Source organism: Micavibrio sp. TMED2 (assembly GCA_002168225.1).
Taxonomy (GTDB): Bacteria; Pseudomonadota; Alphaproteobacteria; order TMED2; family TMED2; genus TMED2.
The window spans coordinates 116580-138359 of record NHBH01000001.1; the positions used below are offsets into that span (position 1 = coordinate 116580).

Consider the following 21780-nt stretch of genomic DNA (forward strand, 5'->3'; position numbering starts at 1 on the left):
TGGCTCATCCCCGTCGGTCGATGGGGGAGTCCATGACAATGTATGAGGTGATGCCGGAGACGCCGGGGACGGTGCCGAGGACCTCGGTATGGAAGCGTTTGTAATCGGCGAGGTCGGCTGCCTGTACCCGCAGCATGTATTCGATCGTACCGGTAGTGTTGTGACACTCAAGCACTTGCGGCACATTGCGCATGTGATCCTCGAACCGCTTCTGGTCCTCCTTGGTATGGCGCGAGAGCTGCACCGCGACATAAGCGATAAAACCTGCCCCCAGCTTGCCGTGGTCGAGTACTGCACGATAGCCCTTGATAATGCCGCTCGCCTCCAGCGCCTGCACCCGGCGCAGACAGGCAGAAGCGGACAGCCCAACCAGACCGGCCAGTTCGGTATTGGTCATGCGCCCGTCACGCTCAAGAGCTTGCAATATTTTCCTATCAATACCGTCTATCATCGCAAATTATTGTGCAAATAACCTGATAATCACATCAATACGCAGGCACATTGTGCCATATGCGCTGTATTATTGCACACATGATGAATCTGGAACTTCTCCCCGCCCTAATAACCTTTGCCTTTGTCAGCTCGATCACCCCGGGCCCGAACAACCTGATGCTGCTTGCCTCGGGTACCAATTTCGGCTGGACCCGCACGATCCCGCATATGCTTGGCATCTCCATCGGTTTCTCGCTGATGATTTTCGGCGTCGGCGTCGGCCTGATGCAGATCTTCAATACCTATCCACTTGTCTACAAGAGCATGCAGGCGCTGAGCATTGCCTATCTGCTGTATCTGGCCTGGAAGATCGCCAATGCCAAACCGCTCGATCCCGAGAAATCGGCAGCGGCAGCAGCCGGTCGCCCGCTGACCTTCATTCAGGCTGCCCTGTTCCAGTGGGTGAACCCGAAAGCATGGGGCATGGGCGTGATCGCGATCAGCACCTATGCACCATCGGATAGCGGCCTGTCGGGTATCGTGCTGGTGGCCTTGGTCTTTGCGCTCGTCAACCTGCCCTGCATCAATACATGGATTCTGATCGGCACCCAGTTGAGCCGGTTCCTGCAGGACCCGAAATGGTTGCGGATATTCAACGTCACGGCAGCGGTTGCCATGGTTGCCTCGGTTATCCCGGTAATGTTGTTCTCGTAAAAGCCGTGACATGATGACGGTTGTTGTAGGCCGGGTCGTGCCCATATAGTTTGGCCAGACCAACCCCCGGAGCGATGACCCCCGCATCATGCCAACAGCCTGCCGGCAATATCTCTGCGCTGCCCTGACCGGGCTTTTGCTGATGTTCGCACCCCGCGCGGCACAGGCGCATCCCCATGCCTTTATCGATGTGGAGACCCGGGTGATGTTCAATGCCGAGGGTGCGGTTATCGGCCTGCGCGAGGAATGGCTGTTTGATCCGCTCTATACCGCCTTTGCCCTCTATGATTTCGACAATGATGCGCCGGATTTTCAGGATCGCATCAATGATCTGATGGCTGAAAATCTCAGCAATCTCGGCGACTACGATCTGTTCACCGAGATAGAGGCCGGGGGCAAGCCGGTGACCTTTGGCCCGCCGGAGAACACCTCGACCAACATAATCGACGACCGCCTGATCATGCGCTTTACCCTGATGTTCGATCAGCCGGTAACCCTGAGCGGCAGTGGGGATGATGCCAAACTGGTCTACAAGATTTTCGACCCGACCTATTACATCCAGATGCGTCACAGCCTCGATGATGGCCGCATCTTCCTCGACAATGCGCCGGAGGGATGCACCAGCAAGCTGGTCGAGCCCAACCCGACCACCGAACAGATATTCATGGCCGCCGATCTCGACCGCAACGCCGAGGCACCGGAAGGGCTGGGCCGCCTGTTTTCGGAAGTCGTCACCATCACCTGCCCGACCGGCAGCAACGGGTAACGGCAGATGTGGCAAGAGACCGTTCTCTGGATATTCACACAGCAGCGCCAGCTCCATGAGGCGCTGGTCAATGCCTTCAGCGCCAGCAACAGCGGCAGTGCCACCGCCTTTGGCCTGATCGGCCTCAGCTTCCTCTACGGCCTGTTTCATGCCGCCGGGCCGGGACATGGCAAGGCCGTGATTGCAACCTACCTGACCGCCCAGAAGGAACAGCTTGCCCGTGGCGTTGCAATGGCCGTGCTCGGTGCACTCTGTCAGGGCGTGACGGCCATCGTGCTGGTCTATGGTCTGGTCGGTATTGCCGGTTGGCTGCCGCGGGAGACCGATGCCGCCGTCGACTGGAGCGAGCGCGCCAGCTTCCTGCTGCTGGCGATCATGGGCCTATGGCTGCTCAAACGCGCCTGGGACAGCCTGCGGTCGATGCGCAAGACCCATAAGCATGATCATCACGGTCACAACCATGGACATGACCACCATGAGCACGGGCACCACCATGATCATGATGACCATTGCGGTTGCGGCCACACCCATGCGCCCGATCCGACGGAAATTGCCCGGCACCGCAACAGCCTGAAGGCAATGGCGCTGATCGTGCTGACCATCGGCCTGCGGCCCTGCACCGGGGCGGTACTGATCCTCGTCTTCGCCAAGGTCAGCAAACAGGATCTGACCGGCGTGCTCGCCGTCATGGCCATGTCCGCCGGTACCGCGATTGCGGTCGGCACGCTCGCCTGCCTCACCGTCTTCATGCGCGACTGGGCCAGTGCCCGCATGGCAGCGAGCAAGCGCCATGCCGGTATCCTGAAATTCGGCCAGAGTGCGGCGCTGACCATCGGCGGCGTCATCCTGCTGCTGCTCGGTGCATCATTGCTGATGACCTCGTTCCACACAGCGGCCCACCCGCTCGGGCTTTAACAACGCCTGCTGCAAAAAAATTTACATTTGTGGGGATGATATCGGCGGGCGGCTCCGTATACGTCATAAATCCAACCGGAGCCATGAGCCCATTATGACGTCCCTTTCCACTGTGACCTCTGCCGACCCCGCACCTGTTGCCTCACCCTCGACACCACCGGCCTATATCCGGCTGCTGCCCGGCGATCCCGCGCCCTATTTCACCCAAGTAAGCGCCGGTAACCCGCAATACACCTTCGATACCGCCGCGGGGCATTATCTCGTGCTCTGCTTCTACGGCACCGGCTCCGACCCGCATGCGCAGGCAGCTCTTGAGGCCGTACGTGCACGTGAAGACTTCTTCAATGACAAGTCAGCCTGTTTCTTCGGTGTCAGCATTGATCCGTCGGACCGGTCTACCGGGCGGATTGCCAACCATATACCGGGCTATCGGCATTTTTGGGACTTCGACCTGAAGGCTTCCAAGCTTTATGGCATTGCCCCCAAAGCAGCAGAATCCGGACAAGGGAACGTTCCCCTAGCCCGGGCATGGGTCATCATTGATCCAAGCATGCGCGTCATCACCAAGGTCAATTTCCGCAACGACCGCAGTGATATTGCCGAGGTCATGCAGATCATCGACAAACTGCCGCCACTCGACCGTTTTAACGGTCTCGAACTGCAGGCTCCGATCCTCTATCTGCCCCGCGTTTTCGAGCCGGAGCTGTGCCAGCATCTGATCGGCCTCTATGAAGAGCATGGCGGTTCCGAAAGCGGCTTCATGCGCGAGATCAATGGCCGCACGGTCGGGATCACCGATCACAAGCACAAGCGGCGCAAGGATTATCACATCAATGATGATCGCTTGATCTCCACCCTGCAGGAACGCATCCTGCGCCGCATCGTGCCAGAGATCGAGAAGATCCATATGTTCAAGGCCACACGCATGGAGCGCTACATCGTCTCCTGCTATGCGGCCGAGGATGGCGGGCACTTCAACGCCCATCGTGACAACACCACCAAGGGCACGGCCCATCGCCGTTTTGCCGTGTCGATCAACCTGAATGATGATTTCGATGGCGGCGAGGTTGGCTTCCCGGAATATGGTTCGCGCAGCTTCAAGGCTCCGGCAGGCGGTGCCGTGGTGTTCTCCTGTGCCCTGCTGCACAAGGTGAGCAAGGTCACGCGCGGTCGCCGCTTTGCCTTTCTGCCGTTCCTCTATGACGAGGCGGCAGCCCGCATCCGTGAGGAAAATGCCCGCTTCCTAGGCGAGAACGGAACAGACTATAAAGCAGGATCACATCCCGGTGTACCCAACCCTGAGCCGACAACATCGGCACCAGCACAAAACCCGGATGCGATCTGAGCAACAGAGTGATTGACCGGACATGACACGGGGAAGTTTTGACATCGTTGGCCAACTGGATGCGCTTCGCCGTTATGCGCGGGTGCTGGTGCGTCAGGATGATGAGGCCGATGACCTCGTCCAGACGACCTTCCTGCGCGCCCATGAACGGATCGCCAGTTTCCGGCAAGGCAGCGATATCCGGGTCTGGCTGATGTCAATCATGCACAACCAGTTCATCGACCAGCAGCGCAGCAGCCGTGCCTCGGCTGCCCGCGAACAGGATTGGCTCAACATGAACCCCGGCTTTGTCCAGCCATCCGGCGAGACCGCCGCACGGCTGGCGCAGCTGCGCACCGCCTTCCTGTCACTGCCGCAGGAACAGCGCGCCGCCCTGCATCTGGTCGCGGTCGAGGGCCTCAGCGTTGCCGAGGCCGCCGATGTGCTCGCCATTCCGCAAGGGACGGTCATGTCCCGCCTCGGACGGGCGCGGGCGGCGATCAGGGACTTTGAAGATAACCGGCCAGCCCGCAAACCGGGTCAGCCGCTCAGGATTGTTGGAGGACGGGATGACTGACGATCAGAACAAGGATCAGCACAGGGATCAGGACCTTGAAGCCGATCTGCTGGCCTATATGAACGGCCAGCTCGACCCCGACCGCGCGTTTGAAGTGGCCGAATATCTGGCACGCCAGCCGGAACACGCGGCCGCCATGTTTTCCGATGCCAGTACGACCGAAGGCCTTCGCGTTGCCCTCGACCAGATTGCCTCACCTGCCCCTGAGGCACTGATTGCCAATGCGCGACAGCTGGAAAAGCGTCTCTGGCAGCGGCGCATCATTGCCCGGGCTGTACCAGTCGCGGCAGCGCTGGCAATGTTTGCAATCGGCTGGACCAGCCATGGGCTGGTCCAGTCGACGAAACAGTCAGCAACGGTTGCACCGGTGGTCGAGGCAGCCCTCGATGCCCAGGCGGCTCTCGATCTGCGTCACTGGATGGTATCGCAGCCGGAAAGCGTCGTGCTCAACTCCGCCGAGATCGTTGCCGCCCTCGGCATCGATATTCCGACATTGCCGAAGGACTGGGTAGTCTGGGACGTGCAGGTTGTCTCAGCCCCCGAGCGCCCGGCGGTTGCCATCGCCCTTGACACCCCGGAATTCGGGCGGATCATGCTGTTCTCCATGACCCGCGCACCGTTCGACGAGCAGGACCCGCTCGACGCCTTTGAATATGAGGGCCGGGCCGTCGCGGTATTCGAGCGCGGCCGCGCCGCCTATGTGCTGGTCGATAACAGCGGCCATCCGGAGCAACTCTCCCACGGCGCGAGCCAGCTCATGAGCATGTTCAACTGAGCCTGCCTTGAAAAAACCGGCGCGATCCAATATTCTGATAATATTATTGGAATATAGTCTGGATAGCGCATGTTTATCAGGAAATTGATACTTGGCTTATCATTGTTGGCAATGCCACAGACCGCGCTTGCCCAATCAAATATGAAACCCGGCAGTGCGGAATTTAAGGCTGAGGTAGAGAGACTTATTTACGAATCTATACAACGCAACGCCAACAATTACCCGTCACCTTACAGCGAACAACCTCGATCAGCACTGCAAAACCAAATGCAGAGCCGACAGCGGGACTGGATCGACAGCAAACGTTTAGAGCGCCAGAGACAAATCGAATTACACGCCGCAGAGCGACACGCGACAACAACCCGTGAAAAGATCTACATGCGCAACTTGCGCAAACAACAAGGTGCCTACTCGTATTCAGAGCACGACCGCATGTACAAAGGCTTCTGAACGAAGACCGCGCGATACACGCACCGCGTACCTATCCTCTCGTCGCCTCCACCACCATCAGTCAAAGCCGATCACCCGGTCGCGTGAGAGGCCGGTATCGCCCGTCTCGAACCGATAGGCGATCAGCGGCCCGTCACGCCCGGCGGAGTAGTCAAGGCAGAGCGCATTTTCGCTCTCGATCAGGAAATCACCACGCATCCAGTAATGGCCGAAGAAAACCGGCTTTTCCGCCTTGTCATAGGTCATGGCAATCGCCTCGGGCGGCATCTGGCCGGGCGGCAGGATCGCATCATCCGGCACCGACACCGTGCCCTCGGCCCATGTCTCGGCATCATTGCGCCACCAGGCATGGCGCACATGTTTCCGTCGCTTGCCGCCACCATCAGCAAAGAAATAACCCGGCGGCAAGGGCACTTCCGGCCCTTTGGTCACCGTCTCGACCATATCATTGAGCGGATGGCTGTCCTTGCCAGCCGCAACAATCAGTGCCGGTGGCAAACGCCCCTGTTGCGCATGCTCCGCCTGCGGCACCATGGTGGCAATATCCTGCGGGCTCCAGCAGGCATGGACCATGCGGAACGCGCCGGTATCGAGCCAGAGCGGCAGGGTCTTCATCCAGTCGATCCAGTCACCGGCCTCGACCGAACCGAGCGGGAACTCGTTCAGGAAGCTGCTGTGCTGTTTGGTGTTGTCATCGCTATGGGGGCGCAAGGGCTGGCCGGTGTCATCATCGAAGTGATGATAATGAATGGCATTCAGTTCGTGATTACCCATCACCGCCACCGCATGACCGCCATCGATCAGATCGCGCACGGTTGCCAGCACCGGCCCGTTCTCCGGCCCCCGATCAATGAAATCTCCGAGGAAGGCAAGCCGTGCCCCCTGCACCGGAGCGCGCCAGCCCGATGCCGTGCGTTGCCAGCCGATCCGGTCCAGCAGCCGCGTGAGCTTGTCCGCATGACCGTGAATATCCGGGATGATGTGATAGCTGGTCATGATGCCTCCGACCGGGGTTTTACGCCTGTGATGCTGCTCAATCCTTACAGCATAAACACTGCTGCCGGTTGAATAATTCGGCCATGCTTTCATGCGGAACGGTTACGGTCCCACCCTATCGATGCACCCTATCGACACACAGCAGGCGAGCCTCCCCCTCATGTCCGATAATGCTGCCCTTGAGCGAAACGCACCGTCACCACCACCGCCGCCGAAATTCTTTCGCTCGCGCACCGGTGAACGCATCGCCTATCGCCATATTCCGGGCAAACAGCCGGGGATTTTCTATGTCCACGGCCTCGCCGGGTCGATGAATGGCAGCAAGACCAGAGCTATCGAGGATTACGCCCGGGCACGCGGGCAGGCCTATACCGCCATTGACCTGTCCGGCCACGGTGCCTCATCCGGCAAATTCCACAAACAGCGGTTCAGCGACTGGCGCCGACAGGTGAATGAGGCGCTCGACAAGCTCGCACCCGGCCCGCAGATTTTCGTCGGCTCCTCGCTCGGCGGCTGGCTGATGGCAACGGCGGCACAGGACCGGCCCGAAAAGGTCGCAGGCATGGTCGGCCTCGCCGCCTCCCCCAACGGCGTGATCGACAGTATGGAGCGCAAACTGACCAACCGGCTGCGACGGCAGCTCTCCACACGGGGATATATCGATATCGAGGTGACGCCGACCTTTGGCTATCGCCTCGAGCGCGGTTTCTATGAGGATGGCCGCCGACACAATATCTACGAACAGCCGAACCGCTTCACCGGCCCCGCCGCCCTGATCAACGGCACCGATGATGATGTGGTGCTGCCCGAAACCGCCCACCGCTACGCCGCCTATCTCGGCCCGCAGGCAGAGGCAATCATGCTCAAGGGCGAAGACCACCGCCTCAACAGCGAAGCCGCCCTCGCCCGCATCACCCAAGCCATCGGCGAGATCAGCACCAAGGTCGGCTTCGTACCGCAACCCCCAGTCGCCAACGACCCCGGCACCGGCCCAACGCGCAAACCGGTTGTGGACGCAACGCCCCGCCCCCGGCGCTGAACGCGGGAAATCACAATCTTTTCATGCTAGTATCGGGCTGCTTTCCCCAAGCGAATCGACACTCGACGATTCGTACCATATATGGTACATATACCCATGAATGACCTGAAACGACTGCCCGCACGGTTCTGGCAATCGGTCAGTGGCAATGTGCCAGTACGGGACTGGCTGCTGGCCCTCGATGCCCCGGACCGGAAAGCGGTTGGTGACGACATCAGGACGGCGGAGTTCGGCTGGCCGGTCGGAATGCCGCTCTGTCGCAAGATGAAGGGCCATTCCGGCCTCTGGGAAATCAGAACCGATCTGGGCAACCGGCGTATTGCCCGCGTGTTCTTCACCGTAGAGGCAAACAGCATGGTGCTGCTGCACGGCTTCATCAAAAAGAGCCAGAAGACACCGCAGAACGAGATTGATACCGCATTGCGCCGCATGAAGGGATTGAGGACATGAGCAAGGAACAGGACACCGAACCCGGCCATATCGGCCCGAGCTTCGACGATTTCCTCGACCAGCAGGGCACTGCCGAGGAAACCACCGCCATTGCCATCAAGCGGGTGATCGCCTTTCAACTCGAACAGGCCATGGCAGAGCAGCACCTGACCAAAACCGAAATGGCCAATCGCCTCAACACCAGCCGGTCACAACTCAACCGCCTGCTCGACCCCGACCACGAAGGCGTCAGCCTCGAAGCCCTGACCCGCGCCGCTCATGCAGTGGGGCGGACATTGCGGTTGGAGATAGTGTAAAGGCACCCCATGAATGAGATCAGCAGACAAACATCTAATATCATCCAGCTATAAAAATGCTCTAAAGTGCGCTTGCAATCTTTTTGCTTTATCAAGTACTATATACGACGCAAGCAATCCAAAATTTATTGACATTTTTACTGAAAATATAATTGAGAATTGCTTAGATTTTTCGATTAACTGCAGAAAACTGATGGAGTTATGCGAAATCAGGGATCAGCCATTAGACGCAAGACGATGGAAATACGACATTGCCTCCAACATAAACACGGAGAATAGTCTAAAGAATGCTACAAACAAAATCATTCATAGCAAGAATCTACAAGTTGTATTTGGCGACCATCCAGACAAAGTATTTCAAGATAGCAAAATAAAAGATATTGTCGCCTTATACATTTCCGTAACAACAGATAAATTTCCCGAAACGCATATAGATATATTTTCTTTGTCATGGTGCTTTATCAGCAAAATTGACATCAAAGATCATGCCTAAACACTTCACCGCGTCTCCGCAAAGAGTTCCCGCCCGATGAGCATCCGTCTGATCTCGGATGTGCCGGCGCCGATTTCGTAGAGTTTGGCGTCGCGGAGGAGGCGGCCGGTGGGATATTCGTTGATATAGCCGTTGCCGCCGAGGCACTGGATCGCCTCGAGCGCCATCCATGTGGCCTTTTCCGCGGCATAGAGGATGGCACCGGCAGCGTCCTTGCGAGTGATCTCGCCCCGGTCGATTGCCTTGCCCACCATATAGACATAGGCCTTGGCCGAATTCATCGTCACATACATATCGGCGAGCTTGCCCTGCATGAGCTGGAATTCGCCGATCGGCTGGCCGAACTGTTCACGCTCATGCACGTAAGGGATCACGATATCCATACAGGCCTGCATGATGCCGAGCGGTCCCGCCGCCAGCACCGCCCGTTCGTAATCGAGGCCGGACATCAGCACCCGGACGCCACCACCGATCTGGCCGAGCACGTTTTCCGCCGGGACCTCGCAATCCTGAAACACCAGCTCGCCGGTGTGCGAGCCGCGCATGCCGAGCTTGTCCAGCTTCTGCGCGCAGGAGAAGCCCTTGAACCCCTTCTCGATGATGAAGGCGGTGATGCCCTTTGATCCCGCCGCCGGGTCGGTCTTGGCATAGACGACGAGCGTATCGGCATCGGGACCGTTGGTGATCCACATCTTGTTGCCGTTGAGGATATAGCGGTCGCCCTGCTTCTCCGCCTTCAGCTTCATCGAGACCACATCCGATCCGGCCCCCGGCTCCGACATGGCGAGTGCGCCCACATGCTCACCGGACACCAGCTTGGGCAGGTAGCGGACGCGCTGTTCATCCGTGCCGTTGAGGCGGATCTGGTTGACGCAGAGATTGGAATGCGCGCCATAGCTGAGGCCCACCGAGGCCGAGGCGCGGGAGATTTCCTCCATCGCCACCATATGCTCGACATAGCCCATGCCGGCACCCCCATATTCCTCACCCACGGTCACGCCGAGCAGGCCCATATCGCCCATCTTGCGCCAGAGGTCGGCGGGGAACTGGTCGGTACGGTCGATCTCCGCCGCCCGGGGTGCGATCTCGGCCGCCGAAAAATCGGCCACGCTGTCGCGCAGCATATCGGCGGTTTCACCAAGGTCGAGATTGAGCGGGCGCGGGGCGTTGGCGAGCATGGACGGGTTTCCTCAACAGAGCGTTTATCACGGGATATTCTTGTTCTTGGCCCATAGATATACCCCGCCCGTCGTAAGCAGGCCAGTGCCGGAAATCTTAAAAGATGATCGAGTACGGCTCAGAGCTTCAGGCCGCGTGGGGCGGGGGCTGCTTTCGGTTTGTCGCCGGGCGGTTTATCGCCGGGGTATTGGTCACCGCCTTCGAGGCCGGTGATGTTGCCGCGGGCAAGGGCGACACCCATGCCGAGCAGGCCAAGCACACCGATACCGAGCGCGATACCGTTGCCGAGGCGGATATCCTTCACCGCCGCCTCAATCTTCGGCTCGGCCTGACGCCACCAGTCGCCGGGTGACTGTCCCGGCTGTGCACCCGGCAGCTCACCGTGATTGCGCAGATAGGCGAGGGCATCGGCGGCATCGCGCTTCAGCCCGATGCTATCGAGACCGGCCTCGGTAATCGCACCGGGTTTGGCCGCCGCCTTGATGATGCGTTTCTGTGCCGCCGGATCATTGGCAATACCGTCATCGAGCAGTGTCGGGTTGATAGAAGGATAACCGCCAGCCTCTATCTCGATACCCGGTTGCACGGCATCGCGATCCTGATGCGCGTCAGCCAGTGCCGGACCACCGAGGGTCAGGGCAGCGGTTGCCGCGATTACCAGATTGTTCTGCCAGCGCTTTGCCATGTTTTTATCTCCAGAAGGTACGGGGTTTAGGATCAGCCGGATGATCAGCCGGGACCGGTTGGTGGACGGAAATGGGTCGCCGGGCGATCATCATGTGATTGCGCACCCTCCTTGCGGCGGCGATAGGCAGAGAGCGCCGCACTGCCGCCTATGCCGAGACCCATGGCCCCGACGAGACCGGCGGAAATCAGATAAGGCAGGCGACGCTCGGCCTTGTAATCTTCCATCTTCTCGAAAATCACCGGCTCGGCCTCACGCCACCAGTCAGCGGGGGACTGCCCCTCACGGGCACCCGGCAGATCACCCTGATTGCGGGCGCGGGTCAGGGTATAGGCAGCATCCGTGCTCAGCCCGACCTCGAACTTGGCACTGGCGATGGAATGCCCGCGCGCGGCATCGTCGATGATCGCCTTTTGCAACTCACGGTTATCAACCGCGCCGGGATCGAGCAGTTCCGGCGAGATAGCCGGATAATCAGATACCGGAATGGCCTGCACGGTTTTGGTCGCGTAATACGGCCAGATGCTCTCCAGATCCTGTGGCCTGCGCCTGATCCGGCGAACCGAGGCTGAGGGCAGCGGTGGCGGCAAGGGCAAGCGTGTTTCTCCAACCCGATGACATGGCGTTTTCCTGTTCTCAATGTGTGTTTTCGATCTGGTTATTGAATACTATTTACACACGAAAGCGCCAAATATTTCTTTATTGAACACCATAAGGATACAATAATATATCGCCTGATCAGGCTGGATTGCAGAGATTCTGCCGGTCGCGCGCGCCGTTGCTTGCGGTCAACCGGGCCGATCTATATGAATGAAATATAACAAGAATACCCGAGGAACGCGCCATGAGCACAGGCCCTGCATCGCCCCTGATGGGGCAAATGATGACCATGCCGCTGCTGATCAGCAGCATTATTGAACACGCTGAGCGGGTCAGTCCGCACGCGACGATCACCAGCCGCACGGTTGAGGGGCCGATCCACAGCTATACCTATCGCCAGTCTGCCGCGCGTATTCGCAAGCTGGCCAATACCCTGATCGCCATGGGCATCAAACCCGGTGACCGGGTGGCGACGCTGGCCTGGAACACCTATCGGCATTTCGAGCTGTATTACGCCATCTCCGGCATCGGCGCGGTCACCCATATGATCAACCCGCGCCTGCATCCCGACCAGATCGCCTATATCGCCAATCACGCCGAGGACAAGGCACTGTTCTTCGACCTCACCTTCACGCCGATCATTGCCGGGGTGCAGGATAAGCTGCATACGGTCGAACGGTTTGTCGCCATGACCGATGAGGACCATGCGCCGGATGTGAAGATCCGCAACCTCGCGATCTATGAAACCCTGATCGAACCGGCCAGCGACGTTTTCAGCTGGCCGCAATTCGACGAGAATACCGCCTCCTCGCTCTGCTACACCTCGGGCACCACCGGCAATCCCAAGGGTGTGCTCTATTCCCACCGCTCCACCGTGCTCCACGCGCTTGCCGCCAATGCCGCGAATGCTGCGGCGATCAGCGCCCGCGATGCGGTGATGCCAATCGTACCGATGTTCCATGTGAATGCCTGGGGCACGCCCTATACCGTGCCCATGGCCGGTGCGGCGCTGGTCATGCCCGGCCCCGGTCTCGATGGCAAAAGCGTGCATGAACTGATCGAGGCGACAGGTACCTCACTGATCCTCGGCGTGCCGACAGTCATGCTGGCGCTGCTCAACCACCTGCGCGACAGCGGCGGTCGGGTCGATTGCCTTGAGCGGTTGATCGTCGGCGGCTCGGCGGTCCCGCAGGCGCAGATCGAGGGTTTCGAGAATGATTATGGCGTCAGCGTCATTCATGCCTGGGGCATGACCGAACTGAGCCCGCTCGGCAGCTTCGTCATCATGCAGCGGGAGTTCGATGACCTGTCGCCGGATGAGCAGATGCGGATCAAGCTGAAGCAGGGCAAGGCCATGTATGGCGTCGCCATGCGCACGGTTGATGATACCGGTGCCGAACTGCCAACCGATGGCGAGAGCTCGGGCCACCTGCAGGTGCGCGGGCCATGGTGCACAAGCGGCTATTTCAAGGGCGAGGGTGCCGATGCCTTTACCGAGGATGGCTGGTTCACCACCGGCGATGTGGCCAATCTCGATGAGTACGGCTTCATGGCCATCACCGACCGGTCCAAGGATGTGATCAAATCCGGCGGCGAGTGGATCAGCTCCATCGACCTCGAGAATGCCGCCATGTCCCATCCGGGTGTCGCCATGGCCGCGGTTATCGGTGTGCCGCATCCGAAATGGGATGAACGCCCGCTGCTGGTCGTCATCAAGGCCAAAGGCCATGACCCAAGCCCGCAGGAACTGCTCGACTTCCTCAAGCCCAAGGTCGCCAAATTCTGGCTGCCCGATGCCGTGGAATTCGTCGACGAAATCCCGCTCGGTGCCACCGGAAAAGTCCTGAAAAACGAACTGCGCAACCGGTTCGCCGGGTATCAGCTGGCAGCAGAGTGATCCGCAGCCGGTACCGGGCGCTTTTCGGCCCAGGTCAGCAGCGCATCGAGCGCCGGGCACAAATCCTGCCCCCAGTCGGTCAGCCGATACTCAACCTTGGGCGGCACCTGATGATGCACGATGCGGCAAACAATGCCGTCCGCTTCCAGCTGACGCAGCTGCTGTATCAGCATCTTCTGCGATACCTTCGGAATGGCCCGTTCCAGCTCCGAGAAACGCCGGGTCTTGCCACCGAACAGCTGGAACAGGATCAGCAACTTCCAGCGACCCTCGAGAAATCCCAGCGCCTCTGTAATGCCGCCCGCCGCAGATTCCGGCGTATGGTGGTCATGGTTACCCATAGGTAAGTACCTTACTTTTTTGTGCGTACTTGTCTAATTTGCTGCAAATTGACATATCTCTGCAAGCGCAATCCGAACGTGATTGCACATCCTTAAAGCAGGGAGTTTATCACCATGTCCCAATCAGAAATTCTCAACCGTTATCTGTCAGCAAAAAACGCTGGCAATCCCGATGGCGTTGCCGCCTGTTTTACCGATGATGCCAGTGTGCATGATGAGCGGAACACCCATGAAGGCCGCGCGGCAATCCGGGCATGGTCAGCCGATGCCATCAAGCGTTACCGGCTGCAAAGCACGCTGGTGGAGTTGGCGGCAAAGGACAACATTCTGACGGCACAAATACGGGTGCAAGGTGACTTTGCCGGCAGCCCGGCGACGCTTGAGCACCAGTTCACCCTGCAGGATGACCTGATCCGCAGGCTGGAGATTTCCTGACGGCTTGCACCCTAACGCAGATAGCGCAGGAAGGGCAGAACCTGACGGAGCAGGATGAGCATGCTCCAGACCCAGTTGCCAACATAGGTCATGGCGGCGGCGGTGAGCAGCTCGCGGGCAGGCTTCATGTCCTCAGGACTGACGAACTGCCCGCGCTCAAGGATCGGCAGGGCACGGCCAAAGCTGGCATCGAACTCCACCGGCAGGGTCACCAGACGCGTGACCGCCGACAGGATCAGGGTCGCAACCATGACCACCAGCATCAACAGGCTGATGCCCGGTGCCTTGAGCAGGGCCGCGAGGATCGGTGACAGCGCCGCACCGAAGGTTGCAAACATGACGGCGTAATTGGTCATGGCGACCAGCGGTCCACGCATCCGGAATGCCCAGTAATCGTCGCGGTGCTGGAGCGCGTGCCCGACCTCATGGGCGGCGATGGTCACCGCCGCGAGCGACTTGCCATGCATATGGGGTTCCGAGAGGCGGACGGTGCGGGTTGTGGGATCATAATGATCGCCCTGCTTCTCCGTCATCTCGACCGAAACGCCCTCAAGTCCGGCAAGATCGATCAGATGGCGGGCAAACTCACCGCCGGTACCGGGATAATCGGCACGCTCGGCCTGATGCCGCTTGATCACCGACTTCGCCCACAGGCCCGGCCCGGCGATGATGATCAGCAAGACAGCAATGATGACGATTGCAACAACCACCGCCTGTTCTCGCCCTTTCCTATGATGCAGCCTCAAAGGCCACCAGTGCTGCGCCCTCCATCACCTGATCGCCAACCGCAAAGGGCAGGTCGGTGACGGTACCGGCGGCTGGTGCCTTGATGACATGCTCCATCTTCATGGCCTCGAGCACAAGCAGCGGCGTGCCCGCCTCGACCTTGGCACCGGCCTCGACCAGCACCGCCGTCACCTTGCCCGGCATTGGCGCGCCGAGACCACCGGCAGCACCCGCCACCGCATCCGGCGGGGCCAGCGGGTTCAACCAGTCGAGCGTGATCCAGCCATCGGCATCACGGTCCCACAGAGTCAGCCGGTCGCCAGTGCGGTCCACCTCAGCCGGTATCTGGTCCGGGTTGATGGTCACCAGTTCATCACCGACCGTGATCAGCCACTCGCCATTGATCCGGTCCGGGTACTGGACGCTGACGCTCCGGCTCTCGCCCTTGATCGGTTCAAAGACAAAGACCGCATGGCGCGGCAGATTGCAGAGCCAGCCATCGGCGGCAAAGGGGTTGGTATCGGCGCGTTCCTCGCGTACATGCGCGACCAGCGATAATGCCGCATCGGCCAGCGCGCGGGCGGATGGCTCCGGCCCGTGCAGCAACGCATCCTCATGGTTCTCGATAAAGCGGGTATCGAGATCGGCAGCGCGGAAGGCCGGATGGTCGATCACCCGGCGCAGGAAATCCAGATTGCCGTTCAGACCCTTGAGCCGGGTGCCAGCTAGCATCTCGCTCAACCGGCGGCAGGCATCGTCGCGATCCTCGCCCCAGGCGATCAGCTTGGCAATCATCGGATCATAGTTGGGCGTGACCATATCGCCGGTACGGATACCGGCATCAACCCGCGTAAAGGGCATGTCCGGCACATCGAACCGGGTTACCGTACCGATCTGGGGCAGGAAGCCGCGCGCCGGGTCCTCGGCATAGAGCCGGACCTCGATCGCATGGCCATCGACCGCGAGGTCGTCTTGTGTAAACGGCAATTCTTCGCCTGCCGCCACCCGCAACTGCCACTCGACCAGATCAAGGCCGGTGATCGCCTCGGTCACCGGATGCTCGACCTGCAACCGCGTGTTCATTTCCATGAAATAGAAGGAACCGTCGGTATCGAGCAGAAACTCAACGGTACCGGCACCGGTGTAGCTGATTGCCTGCGCCGCCCGCACTGCCGCCGCCCCCATCGCAGCACGGGTGGTGTCGGTCAGGCCCGGTGCCGGGGCTTCCTCGACCACCTTCTGGTGCCGTCGCTGGATCGAGCAGTCGCGCTCGAACAGATGCACACAGTTGCCATGGCTGTCGGCAAAGACCTGAATCTCCACATGGCGCGGTGTCGCCAGATAGCGCTCAATCAGTACCTTCGGATCACCGAAGGATGCCTGCGCCTCACGCTGGGCACTGGCAATCGCATCCGTCAGCCCGGATGCCTCGCTCACCACCTTCATGCCCTTACCGCCGCCGCCAGCCGATGCCTTGATCAGCAGCGGGAAGCCGATATCGGTCGCCGCTTTGGCGAGCACGTCAGGCGTCTGATCGTCACCGTGATAGCCGGGCACGAGCGGCACATCGGCCTCGGCCATCAGGGCCTTGGCCTCGGACTTGCCGCCCATGGCCCGAATAGCGCTCGCCGGTGGGCCGATGAAGGTCAGACCGGCATCGGCAATCGCCTCGGCAAACCCGGCATTCTCGGCCAGAAAGCCGTAACCCGGATGGATTGCCTCAGCGCCTGTGCGTTTGGCGGCATCAATGATCTTCGCAATTACCAGATAGCTTTCGGCTGCCGCGGCAGGACCGATATGCACCGCCTCATCACAGGCCGCCACATGGGCCGCATGCCGGTCGGCATCGGAATAGACGGCAACGGTGGCGATACCCATTTCCCGTGCGGTATCGGCGATACGGCAGGCGATTTCGCCCCGGTTGGCAATCAGGATTTTGCGAAACATGGATGATCCGTTCATGACCCCTCACCTGCTGCCCAAGCTGGTTTTCTCTTCTCCAGAAAGGCGGCGAGGCCTTCCTGCGCTTCCGCACCGACCCGCACGCTGGCGATCTGTTCCGCCGTCGCGGTACGCACAATCGACGGATCGGTTTCCCGCACCAGCTCAACCAGATGCTTGGATGTTGCCTGCGCCTGCCTGCCCCCTTTGCGCAAATGCGCGATGATCCCGGCCACCGCGCTGTCGAGTGCATCAGCGGCCACCACCTCATGCACAAGGCCGAGGTGTTGCGCCGTCGGGGCATCAATCCGCTCGGCCGTCAGGAAATAGCGCCGTGCCGCACGGCCACCGATGGCGCGCACCACATAGGGCGAGATCGTCGCCGGGGTCAGACCGAGGCGTACCTCGGAGAGTTGGAAAAACGCGCTGTCAGCGGCAATCACGATATCGCTGCAGGCAACCAGACCGACACCGCCACCGATTGCCGGTCCCTGTACCCGGGCGACCACCGGTTTCGACAGGCGATCAATGGTTTCCATCAGCCCGGCCAGCGCCTGTGCATCGGCGAGGTTTTCAGCCTCGCTGTAGCCCGCCATGCGGCGCATCCAGTTGGCATCGGCCCCGGCAGAAAAGCTCTTGCCCTCGGCACAGAGAATGATCGCGCGGATGCTCTCATCCCGATCAAGCTGGCTGAAGGCAGCAGTCAGATCGGCAATCAACTGATCATCGAAGGCGTTATGCTTTTCCGGGCGGGCCAGCGTCAGCCAGGCAATATCGTCACGGGCCTCGACGGTAAATCCGTTCAGTTGTTCCGTCATGTCATCACATCCTGAAGATGCCGAATTTGGTCGGCTGTATCGGGGCGTTGAGGGCGGCCATCAGGCTGAGGCCGAGTACGCGGCGGCTGTCGGCGGGGTCGATGATGCCGTCATCCCAGAGCCGGGCGCTGGCGTAATAGGGGTGGCCCTGATGCTCATACTGATCGCGGATCGGTTGCTTGAATGCCGCTTCTTCCGCCTCGGACCAGTCACCGCCCTTGGCCTCGATCGCATCCCGGCGCACCTGCGCCAGCACGGTTGCCGCCTGTTCACCACCCATGACCGAAATCCGGGCATTGGGCCACATGAACATCAGGCGCGGCTGGTACGCCCGACCGCACATGCCGTAATTGCCCGCGCCAAAACTGCCACCGATCACCATGGTCAGCTTCGGCACATTGGCGCAGGAAACAGCGGTCACCATCTTGGCACCGTCCTTGGCGATACCGCCGGACTCGTACTTCTGGCCAACCATGAAACCGGTGATGTTCTGGAGGAACACGAGCGGTATCTGGCGCTGGGCGCAAAGCTCGATGAAATGCGCGCCCTTGACCGCGCTTTCGGAGAACAGGATGCCGTTATTGGCAACGATGCCGATCGGCTGGCCATAGAGTTTGGCAAAGCCGGTGACCAGCGTTGTGCCGTAGAGTTTCTTGAACTCGTCAAACTCGCTGCCATCGACGATGCGGGCAATCACCTCACGCACATCGAACGGCTTGCGGGCATCGGCGGGTACCACACCGTACAGCTCGCTGGCATCGAACAGCGGAGCCTTGACCGCTGCGAACCGTCCCGGATCGACCGTGCGGCGGTTGAGATTGCCAACGATGCGGCGGGCAATGCGCAGCGCATCGCCGTCATTCTCGGCATAGTGATCGGCCACGCCCGATACCTTGGCATGAACATCGGCACCGCCAAGATCCTCAGCCGAAACAACCTCACCGGTTGCGGCCTTCACCAGCGGCGGCCCACCGAGGAAGATCGTGCCCTGCTGTTTGACGATAATGCTCTCATCCGCCATCGCGGGCACATAGGCACCACCGGCGGTACACGAGCCCATGACCACCGCAATCTGCGGAATGCCCATGGCCGACATCTGAGCCTGATTGTAGAAGATGCGTCCGAAGTGATCGCGGTCCGGGAACACCTCATCCTGCATCGGCAGGAACGCACCGCCGCTATCGACGAGATAGATACAGGGCAGGTGATTTTCCCGCGCCACTTCCTGTGCCCGCAGGTGCTTTTTCACGGTCAGCGGATAATAGGTGCCGCCCTTGACCGTCGCGTCATTGGCAACGATCACGCAGGTAACGCCGCTGACCTGACCGATGCCGGTGATGACACCCGCCGCCGGTACCCAGTCCTCATAAACCTCATGGGCGGCAAAGGCCGAGAGCTCCAGAAACGGTGTGCCGGGATCAATCAGCGCCTGTACCCGCTCACGCGGCAGCATCTTGCCCCGCGCCACATGCTTGGCCCGCGCCTTCTCACCACCCCCGGCGGCAATCGCTGCCGACTTCTCACGCAGATCGGCCACCAGATCGGCCATGGCCGCCGCATTGGCCTGAAACTCGGGATCGTTGGGATTGAGAGCGGAGCTTAGTGGTGACATCAGGCTGGCACGGATCAGAGGTGGGACTATGACAATCGCCCCACTTTGCTACCCTTTATTCGGGCGCGCCACAAGCAAAGCCGGATGCCGGAAATCGGGGTTTTGGTTGTGCACCTACAGTGCAGCTATTGTGCGGGGGCGGGTTCCGCTGCTGCCGGTTCGAGAATGGCAAAGTTCTCGTTGAACGCCTGTGCCTCAATGCCCAGCAGGCCACTATCGTCATAGGCACGCAGAATCACGGCGATCATATCCGCCTCGCCTGGCATCAGCCAGACCACCGAGCGGTGAAACCCGCCCTCGCCATTGGGCACCATACCGGTTAGCTCAACCGAGCGCCGGTCAAAGGCATCAAACTCGCGCACCGCCTCAATCGCCGATCCCTCGCCGAGCAGCATGGTGGTCAGCTGCTTGCCGGTTTCCCCAAACACGGTATCGGCAGGGTCAACCGCAATATCCGCGGCAAAGCCCTTGGCAGCAGGCAGAAATTCCGGTGCCCAGCTCAGCACCGTCACCTGCGCCACAATCTCGCGACCACTGGCAGCAAAGGTGCGACTGTTGCCGATCTTGTCCGGCGCGGTATTGACCAGATAATTCTCGAAGGCACCGACCTTACCCGGAAACAGGGCGGAAAAGCGCCCCTGCGGATCACTGAAACGGACCGGCTCCGGGGCGAAGGCGGGACGTGGTTCCTCAGGGGCAGGCTGCGCCTGTTCCGTCACCTCAACCCGCGGTGCATTCTCAACCGTATCGATTGCCGTGTGGGGCGCATTATCGCCCGGCGCTTCGACCGGCAAATTATCGATGCCCTGATCCACCGCATCGACGGCCTCGTTAGCGAGTTCACCGGCCTGCAGGGCAGCGGCCTTCACCCGCGCCTCGGCCACCGTCACCATATCGATGAACCTGTCACCATAGAGGTAGTAGCCGACACCGGCGATGGCAGCACCGATCACGGCAAGCATACCAATCAGGACCAGAAAACCTTTCACCGGGGAAACTCCAAACAGATTGCAGATACGTCAGAAACAGGCGCGCACAGGGTTGCACGGATTTGGCGGCAATGCCTGAAAGATCAATCCTCAAGCCTCAAAAACTGGAAGCTGGTGGCAAATTGGCTCACCACGGGGCCGAGCATGGTCTCGACCTCATCCGCCATGATGATGATCGCCATTACCCGCGTTGCCGAGGGGATGGAGTACATCACCAGGGCCCTGCCGCTGTCGTCCCTGGCAAAGGCCGTCAGTTCGAGGGCGTATTTACCGAAGGCCTCGACACTGCGCAGTTTGGTGATCTCGTAATCAAGACCCGCCTCGCCCAGCACCAGTTCGAGACCGTCCCGGCTGGCGACCCAGGCACCGACACCGCTGCTGCGAGTATTGGCAAACTCATCATCGAAATCGAGCACCACCACCCTCAGATGCAAGCCCTCGATATCGGATTTATAGACCCAGTCCTTGATTACCGTTTCCTCATGCTGGCGCCAGATACTGCCCTGAGAAAACACGACCGAATTGGGAAACAGCGCCCGGAACCGACGGAAAGGATCATTGTACAGATTTTGCCGGGATTGCTGCGCTGCTGCCTGTGACTGGAGGGCTGGCAGTGATGCGCTGGCAAGCACCATCAACATGGCGCAGGCAATCAGTGCCGGGATCGATTTCAAGGCCGCGGAACGAAACAAACGCATTTACCGCAACACATCGAATGTACTGTTGAACTCGAGCGCTTCCGGGCTGGTGAACTGGGCGGGATCGGCGGCACGCACATGCACCACAATCACGTGATCCGGGTATGGAATGACCCAGCTTACCGTATGCGGTCGTGGATTGTTTTCATCCTTGTAGCGCCCGGTGATTTCAAGGCAGGTCGTGTTGAAGGCCGAGAAACCGCGCAGATTTTCAATCTCGCGCTTTTCACCCAGCGCCTGACGCAATATCTTGAGATCATCGGCCACCAGCACGCCATAGGCATCGGTGTCCATAACCCGCATGGCAATCCGATAACGCGGGGTCCAGTGGAATACACCCACCTGCACCGTCACATTGGGACCGGGCGCAACATATACCGCGCTTCTGGCAACCCATTGCAACCTGTCTGGCCCAAGCTCGGGCGCAACAGGCACCGGATTGACCGGCATGACCGCGCTGTAAAACCGCTCTGGATCGGTAAACGCCACAGGCCCACCCGCCGGTGAACCGGACTTTTGCTGTTTCTGATTCTGGGCATGGGCGGGGCCGACCAGCATTGTGACAAACAGCATGATCAGCAGGGCCGACCGTATCATCCGATTAGGTACCATCAATATCTTCCATATGCCCG

Annotated in this window: 26 protein-coding genes; 13 read left to right on the forward strand and 13 right to left on the reverse strand. The window is 60.0% G+C overall.

From position 1 onward, the window contains the following. Positions 1-4: 4 nt before the first annotated feature. Positions 5-451, reverse strand: a complete 447-nt coding sequence (locus CBB62_00595) for an AsnC family transcriptional regulator (GenBank protein ID OUT40903.1) — start codon at positions 449-451, stop codon at positions 5-7. A gap of 83 nt (positions 452-534) precedes the next feature. On the opposite strand from CBB62_00595, the gene CBB62_00600 reads away from it, so the two are divergent. The 7 genes from CBB62_00600 to CBB62_00630 all read left to right on the forward strand — a co-directional run bounded on the left by CBB62_00600 (position 535) and on the right by CBB62_00630 (position 5953). Continuing rightward, positions 535-1146, forward strand: coding sequence for a hypothetical protein (locus tag CBB62_00600; protein ID OUT42565.1), 612 nt, complete (start codon positions 535-537; stop codon positions 1144-1146). 88 nt (positions 1147-1234) lie between these two features. Further along, positions 1235-1912, forward strand: a complete 678-nt coding sequence (locus tag CBB62_00605) for a hypothetical protein (protein ID OUT40904.1) — start codon at positions 1235-1237, stop codon at positions 1910-1912. Between the two features lie 6 nt (positions 1913-1918). Next, a complete protein-coding gene (locus tag CBB62_00610; protein ID OUT40905.1) occupies positions 1919-2827 on the forward strand; it encodes a hypothetical protein in 909 nt (302 codons plus the stop codon). A gap of 94 nt (positions 2828-2921) precedes the next feature. Further along, the gene (locus CBB62_00615) at positions 2922-4172 is read left to right on the forward strand and encodes a peroxiredoxin (protein OUT40906.1); all 1251 of its coding nucleotides are present in this window, start codon (positions 2922-2924) and stop codon (positions 4170-4172) included. Positions 4173-4194: 22 nt separating this feature from the next. After that, positions 4195-4728 (forward strand): RNA polymerase subunit sigma, encoded by a 534-nt coding sequence (locus CBB62_00620; GenBank protein OUT40907.1) that lies wholly within the window; start codon positions 4195-4197, stop codon positions 4726-4728. Then, complete coding sequence (locus tag CBB62_00625) at positions 4721-5503, forward strand: hypothetical protein (protein OUT40908.1); 783 nt, start codon at positions 4721-4723, stop codon at positions 5501-5503. The genes CBB62_00620 and CBB62_00625 overlap by 8 nt, the downstream gene beginning before the upstream one ends. A gap of 111 nt (positions 5504-5614) precedes the next feature. Further along, positions 5615-5953, forward strand: a complete 339-nt coding sequence (locus CBB62_00630) for a hypothetical protein (GenBank protein ID OUT40909.1) — start codon at positions 5615-5617, stop codon at positions 5951-5953. Between the two features lie 57 nt (positions 5954-6010). Here the strand turns inward: CBB62_00630 and CBB62_00635 are convergent, their stop codons facing one another. Continuing rightward, the gene (locus tag CBB62_00635) at positions 6011-7042 is read right to left on the reverse strand and encodes a hypothetical protein (GenBank protein ID OUT40910.1); all 1032 of its coding nucleotides are present in this window, start codon (positions 7040-7042) and stop codon (positions 6011-6013) included. Between CBB62_00635 and CBB62_00640 the strand changes: the two genes are divergently transcribed. The 4 genes from CBB62_00640 to CBB62_00655 all read left to right on the forward strand — a co-directional run bounded on the left by CBB62_00640 (position 7041) and on the right by CBB62_00655 (position 9227). After that, positions 7041-7988 (forward strand): hypothetical protein, encoded by a 948-nt coding sequence (locus tag CBB62_00640; GenBank protein OUT40911.1) that lies wholly within the window; start codon positions 7041-7043, stop codon positions 7986-7988. The genes CBB62_00635 and CBB62_00640 overlap by 2 nt on opposite strands. A 96-nt stretch (positions 7989-8084) precedes the next feature. After that, positions 8085-8438: a hypothetical protein gene (locus tag CBB62_00645; protein ID OUT40912.1), complete on the forward strand. Its 354-nt coding sequence runs from the start codon at positions 8085-8087 to the stop codon at positions 8436-8438. Continuing rightward, entirely contained in the window at positions 8435-8734 is a 300-nt protein-coding gene (locus tag CBB62_00650; GenBank protein ID OUT40913.1) for a Fis family transcriptional regulator, read from the forward strand. Before CBB62_00645 ends, CBB62_00650 begins: the two co-directional genes overlap by 4 nt. Positions 8735-8927: 193 nt before the next feature. After that, positions 8928-9227, forward strand: coding sequence for a hypothetical protein (locus CBB62_00655; protein OUT40914.1), 300 nt, complete (start codon positions 8928-8930; stop codon positions 9225-9227). Positions 9228-9232: 5 nt separating this feature from the next. Here CBB62_00655 and CBB62_00660 read toward each other — a convergent pair whose 3' ends face one another. The 3 genes from CBB62_00660 to CBB62_00670 form a co-directional block, all read right to left on the reverse strand. After that, positions 9233-10405 carry an acyl-CoA dehydrogenase gene (locus tag CBB62_00660; protein ID OUT40915.1) on the reverse strand — a complete coding sequence of 391 codons (1173 nt, stop codon included), beginning with the start codon at positions 10403-10405 and terminating at the stop codon, positions 9233-9235. Positions 10406-10524: 119 nt separating this feature from the next. Further along, positions 10525-11091: a hypothetical protein gene (locus CBB62_00665; protein ID OUT40916.1), complete on the reverse strand. Its 567-nt coding sequence runs from the start codon at positions 11089-11091 to the stop codon at positions 10525-10527. Between the two features lie 44 nt (positions 11092-11135). Next, complete coding sequence (locus tag CBB62_00670; protein ID OUT40917.1) at positions 11136-11687, reverse strand: hypothetical protein; 552 nt, start codon at positions 11685-11687, stop codon at positions 11136-11138. A gap of 272 nt (positions 11688-11959) precedes the next feature. Between CBB62_00670 and CBB62_00675 the strand changes: the two genes are divergently transcribed. Next, positions 11960-13588 (forward strand): long-chain fatty acid--CoA ligase, encoded by a 1629-nt coding sequence (locus tag CBB62_00675; protein OUT42566.1) that lies wholly within the window; start codon positions 11960-11962, stop codon positions 13586-13588. Here CBB62_00675 and CBB62_00680 read toward each other — a convergent pair. Next, on the reverse strand, positions 13570-13929 hold the full coding sequence (locus CBB62_00680; GenBank protein OUT40918.1) for a transcriptional regulator: 360 nt from the start codon (positions 13927-13929) through the stop codon (positions 13570-13572). The two genes, CBB62_00675 and CBB62_00680, sit on opposite strands and share 19 nt — an antisense overlap. Positions 13930-14043: 114 nt before the next feature. On the opposite strand from CBB62_00680, the gene CBB62_00685 reads away from it, so the two are divergent. Further along, positions 14044-14364: a hypothetical protein gene (locus CBB62_00685; protein OUT40919.1), complete on the forward strand. Its 321-nt coding sequence runs from the start codon at positions 14044-14046 to the stop codon at positions 14362-14364. 11 nt (positions 14365-14375) lie between these two features. Here CBB62_00685 and CBB62_00690 read toward each other — a convergent pair whose 3' ends face one another. From CBB62_00690 to CBB62_00720, 7 genes are all read right to left on the reverse strand, one after another. After that, positions 14376-15110 carry a hypothetical protein gene (locus CBB62_00690; GenBank protein OUT40920.1) on the reverse strand — a complete coding sequence of 245 codons (735 nt, stop codon included), beginning with the start codon at positions 15108-15110 and terminating at the stop codon, positions 14376-14378. Beyond that, a complete protein-coding gene (locus CBB62_00695; protein ID OUT42567.1) occupies positions 15094-17037 on the reverse strand; it encodes a 3-methylcrotonyl-CoA carboxylase in 1944 nt (647 codons plus the stop codon). The genes CBB62_00690 and CBB62_00695 overlap by 17 nt, the downstream gene beginning before the upstream one ends. An 11-nt stretch (positions 17038-17048) precedes the next feature. Beyond that, positions 17049-17849, reverse strand: a complete 801-nt coding sequence (locus tag CBB62_00700; protein OUT40921.1) for a hypothetical protein — start codon at positions 17847-17849, stop codon at positions 17049-17051. Between the two features lie 4 nt (positions 17850-17853). After that, positions 17854-19461 carry a methylcrotonoyl-CoA carboxylase gene (locus tag CBB62_00705; protein OUT40922.1) on the reverse strand — a complete coding sequence of 536 codons (1608 nt, stop codon included), beginning with the start codon at positions 19459-19461 and terminating at the stop codon, positions 17854-17856. Between the two features lie 125 nt (positions 19462-19586). Then, positions 19587-20450 (reverse strand): hypothetical protein, encoded by an 864-nt coding sequence (locus tag CBB62_00710; GenBank protein ID OUT40923.1) that lies wholly within the window; start codon positions 20448-20450, stop codon positions 19587-19589. Positions 20451-20533: 83 nt separating this feature from the next. Further along, the gene (locus CBB62_00715; GenBank protein ID OUT40924.1) at positions 20534-21148 is read right to left on the reverse strand and encodes a hypothetical protein; all 615 of its coding nucleotides are present in this window, start codon (positions 21146-21148) and stop codon (positions 20534-20536) included. After that, on the reverse strand, positions 21149-21745 hold the full coding sequence (locus tag CBB62_00720; protein OUT40925.1) for a hypothetical protein: 597 nt from the start codon (positions 21743-21745) through the stop codon (positions 21149-21151). Positions 21746-21780: the final 35 nt, after the last annotated feature.

What these genes read in the sequence shown, in the direction of transcription:
- CBB62_00595 (OUT40903.1), bottom strand. Translation starts at nt 451, where the DNA reads ATGATAGACGGTATTGATAGGAAAATATTGCAAGCTCTTGAGCGTGAC.
- CBB62_00600 (OUT42565.1), top strand. Translation starts at nt 535, where the DNA reads ATGAATCTGGAACTTCTCCCCGCCCTAATAACCTTTGCCTTTGTCAGC.
- CBB62_00605 (OUT40904.1), top strand. Translation starts at nt 1,235, where the DNA reads ATGCCAACAGCCTGCCGGCAATATCTCTGCGCTGCCCTGACCGGGCTT.
- CBB62_00610 (OUT40905.1), top strand. Translation starts at nt 1,919, where the DNA reads ATGTGGCAAGAGACCGTTCTCTGGATATTCACACAGCAGCGCCAGCTC.
- CBB62_00615 (OUT40906.1), top strand. Translation starts at nt 2,922, where the DNA reads ATGACGTCCCTTTCCACTGTGACCTCTGCCGACCCCGCACCTGTTGCC.
- CBB62_00620 (OUT40907.1), top strand. Translation starts at nt 4,195, where the DNA reads ATGACACGGGGAAGTTTTGACATCGTTGGCCAACTGGATGCGCTTCGC.
- CBB62_00625 (OUT40908.1), top strand. Translation starts at nt 4,721, where the DNA reads ATGACTGACGATCAGAACAAGGATCAGCACAGGGATCAGGACCTTGAA.
- CBB62_00630 (OUT40909.1), top strand. Translation starts at nt 5,615, where the DNA reads ATGCCACAGACCGCGCTTGCCCAATCAAATATGAAACCCGGCAGTGCG.
- CBB62_00640 (OUT40911.1), top strand. Translation starts at nt 7,041, where the DNA reads ATGCGGAACGGTTACGGTCCCACCCTATCGATGCACCCTATCGACACA.
- CBB62_00635 (OUT40910.1), bottom strand. Translation starts at nt 7,042, where the DNA reads ATGAAAGCATGGCCGAATTATTCAACCGGCAGCAGTGTTTATGCTGTA.
- CBB62_00645 (OUT40912.1), top strand. Translation starts at nt 8,085, where the DNA reads ATGAATGACCTGAAACGACTGCCCGCACGGTTCTGGCAATCGGTCAGT.
- CBB62_00650 (OUT40913.1), top strand. Translation starts at nt 8,435, where the DNA reads ATGAGCAAGGAACAGGACACCGAACCCGGCCATATCGGCCCGAGCTTC.
- CBB62_00655 (OUT40914.1), top strand. Translation starts at nt 8,928, where the DNA reads ATGGAGTTATGCGAAATCAGGGATCAGCCATTAGACGCAAGACGATGG.
- CBB62_00660 (OUT40915.1), bottom strand. Translation starts at nt 10,405, where the DNA reads ATGCTCGCCAACGCCCCGCGCCCGCTCAATCTCGACCTTGGTGAAACC.
- CBB62_00665 (OUT40916.1), bottom strand. Translation starts at nt 11,091, where the DNA reads ATGGCAAAGCGCTGGCAGAACAATCTGGTAATCGCGGCAACCGCTGCC.
- CBB62_00680 (OUT40918.1), bottom strand. Translation starts at nt 13,929, where the DNA reads ATGGGTAACCATGACCACCATACGCCGGAATCTGCGGCGGGCGGCATT.
- CBB62_00685 (OUT40919.1), top strand. Translation starts at nt 14,044, where the DNA reads ATGTCCCAATCAGAAATTCTCAACCGTTATCTGTCAGCAAAAAACGCT.
- CBB62_00695 (OUT42567.1), bottom strand. Translation starts at nt 17,037, where the DNA reads ATGTTTCGCAAAATCCTGATTGCCAACCGGGGCGAAATCGCCTGCCGT.
- CBB62_00700 (OUT40921.1), bottom strand. Translation starts at nt 17,849, where the DNA reads ATGACGGAACAACTGAACGGATTTACCGTCGAGGCCCGTGACGATATT.
- CBB62_00705 (OUT40922.1), bottom strand. Translation starts at nt 19,461, where the DNA reads ATGTCACCACTAAGCTCCGCTCTCAATCCCAACGATCCCGAGTTTCAG.
- CBB62_00715 (OUT40924.1), bottom strand. Translation starts at nt 21,148, where the DNA reads ATGCGTTTGTTTCGTTCCGCGGCCTTGAAATCGATCCCGGCACTGATT.
- CBB62_00720 (OUT40925.1), bottom strand. Translation starts at nt 21,745, where the DNA reads ATGATACGGTCGGCCCTGCTGATCATGCTGTTTGTCACAATGCTGGTC.